Below are 2,299 nucleotides of genomic sequence, written 5' to 3'. Positions count from 1 at the left end.
CGTACTGGACGCGCTGACCGCGGCCCGCGACCGTACGGCGCTCCTGACCACCTGTGTCGAGGAACCCGACCTCATGGCCCAGCATTCACCGCTGATGTCACCGCTGGTGTGGGACCTCGCGCACATAGGCAACCAGGAAGAGCTGTGGCTGCTGCGCACGGTCGCGGGACGCGAGGCCATGCGCCCGGAGATCGACGGGATCTACGACGCCTTCGAGCACCCGCGTGCCGCGCGGCCCACCCTCCCGCTGCTGGCGCCCGCGGAGGCCCGGCGGTATGCCGCCGAGGTGCGCGGCCGGGTCCTGGACGTGCTGGAGAGCACGCCGTTCCAGGGCCGGCGCCTGACCGAGGCGGGCTTCGCCTTCGGCATGATCGCCCAGCACGAACAGCAGCACGACGAGACGATGCTGATCACCCATCAGCTCCGCCGTGGGCCGGGGGCGCTCACCGCACCTGATCCGGAGCCGGTGGCGCCGTACGAGGGTCCCTGCGAAGTCCTCGTGCCCGGCGGAGCGTTCACGATGGGCACCTCGACCGAGCCTTGGGCACTGGACAACGAACGGCCCGCGCACGAGCGTGTGGTCCCCGGCTTCTACATCGATGCCACCCCGGTCACGAACGCCGCCTACCAGGCGTTCATCGAGGACGGAGGGTACGGCGAAGAGCGCTGGTGGACCCCTGAGGGGTGGGCGCACATCCGCACCAACGACCTCGAGGCCCCGCTGTACTGGCGGCGCGAGGGCGGGCAGTGGCTGCGGCGGCGCTTCGGGACCACCGAGGTGGTGCCGCCCGACGAGCCCGTCCTGCACGTGTGCTGGTACGAGGCGGACGCGTATGCGCGCTGGGCGGGGCGCCGGCTGCCCACCGAGACGGAGTGGGAGAAGGCGGCGCGCCACGACCCGGAGACCGGCCGGTCCCGCCGCTACCCGTGGGGGGACGCCGACCCGGGGCCCGAGCACGCCAACCTCGGCCAGCGTCATCTGCGTCCGGCGCCGGCCGGCAGCTACCCGGCGGGCGCCTCACCGCTCGGCGTACGGCAGTTGATCGGCGACGTGTGGGAGTGGACGGCGAGCGACTTCCTGCCGTACCCGGGGTTCACCGCATTCCCGTACAAGGAGTACTCGGAGGTCTTCTTCGGGCCCGAGTACAAGGTGCTGCGCGGCGGTTCGTTCGCCGTGGACCAGGTGGCCTGCCGCGGCACGTTCCGCAACTGGGACTATCCGATCCGGCGGCAGATCTTCTGCGGATTCCGAACGGCGAGGGATGCCTGATGTGCCGTCATCTGGCTTTTCTCGGCGCCGAGGAGCCCCTCGGCCGGATCCTCATGGAGCCTAAGCACAGCCTCTACCGGCAGTCGTGGGCGCCGCGCAGGCAGCGCTACGGAACGGTCAACGCCGACGGCTTCGGGGTCGGTTGGTACGCCGCCGGCGACCCGGTGCCGGCCCGGTACCGCCGGATGGGACCCATCTGGAGCGACCCGTCCTTCGCCGATCTGGCGCGGGTCGTGCGCTCCGGCGCGTTCCTGGCCGCCGTGCGCGACGCCACCGAAGGGTGTGCCGCAGGGGAGGCCGCCGCCGCCCCGTTCGCCGCGGGCCGGTGGCTGTTCAGCCACAACGGCGCCGTCACCGGCTGGCCCCGTTCGGTCGCGGACCTCACCCGCACCCTGCCGCCCGCCGAGTTGCTGTCGCTGGAGGCGCGCACCGACTCGGCGCTGGTCTGGGCACTCGTGCTGAACCGGCTGCGCACCGGCGACGAGGCGGGAGGGGCGCTGGCCGACACCGTGCTGGAGATCGGCGAGGCGGCCCCCGGCTCCCGGCTCAACCTGCTGCTCACCAACGGGGAGACGATCGCCGCCACCGCATGGGGGGACACGCTCTGGTACCTGGCCGAGCCCGGCCGCACCGTCGTGGCCTCCGAGCCCTACGACGACGACCCCCAATGGCAGGAGGTGCCCGACCGCACACTGCTCGCGGCCACGCGCACCGACGTCCTGCTCACCCCTCTCAAGGATCTCCGCGACGACATGGCATCCGTACCACGCGAGGAGCCGAGCACGTGAGCCCCTTCCATCTCACCCGCACCCTTCCCGAGGACGCCACGGACGCCGCGCTGCGCGCCGATGTGCTCCACGGCCTCACCCGCATGCCCAAGACACTGCCGCCGAAGTGGTTCTACGACGCTCACGGCAGCAACCTGTTCGAAAAGATCACCGAACTGCCCGAGTACTACCCCACGCGCGCCGAGCGGGAGATCCTGATCGGCCGCGCCGGGGAGATCGCGTCCGCGACCGGCGCGGCCAC

3 protein-coding genes are annotated in these 2,299 nt (G+C 72.0%); all 3 read left to right on the top strand.

All coding sequences use genetic code 11. The features are described 5' to 3' along the window. Positions 1–4 precede the first annotated feature (4 nt). Positions 5–1,270: an ergothioneine biosynthesis protein EgtB gene (gene egtB / locus ABZ904_RS50825; RefSeq protein WP_361831113.1), complete on the top strand. Its 1,266-nt coding sequence runs from the start codon at positions 5–7 to the stop codon at positions 1,268–1,270. Further along, the gene (gene egtC / locus ABZ904_RS50820; RefSeq protein ID WP_361006280.1) at positions 1,270–2,058 is read left to right on the top strand and encodes an ergothioneine biosynthesis protein EgtC; all 789 of its coding nucleotides are present in this window, start codon (positions 1,270–1,272) and stop codon (positions 2,056–2,058) included. Before egtB ends, egtC begins: the two co-directional genes overlap by 1 nt. Next, positions 2,055–2,299 (top strand): L-histidine N(alpha)-methyltransferase (locus ABZ904_RS50815; protein WP_361831107.1); only part of this gene is annotated, 245 nt, incomplete at its 3' end. The genes egtC and ABZ904_RS50815, both read left to right, overlap by 4 nt.

It is taken from the genome of Streptomyces sp. NPDC046900 (assembly GCF_040644975.1).
In the GTDB taxonomy this organism is placed as follows: domain Bacteria; phylum Actinomycetota; class Actinomycetes; order Streptomycetales; family Streptomycetaceae; genus Streptomyces.
Note: the sequence above shows the minus strand (reverse complement) of the source record. Positions and strands in the feature narration are given on the sequence as shown.

Bases quoted from the DNA above. Each gene is read 5' to 3' on its own strand.
- egtC (WP_361006280.1), top strand. From the start codon at position 1,270: ATGTGCCGTCATCTGGCTTTTCTCGGCGCCGAGGAGCCCCTCGGCCGG.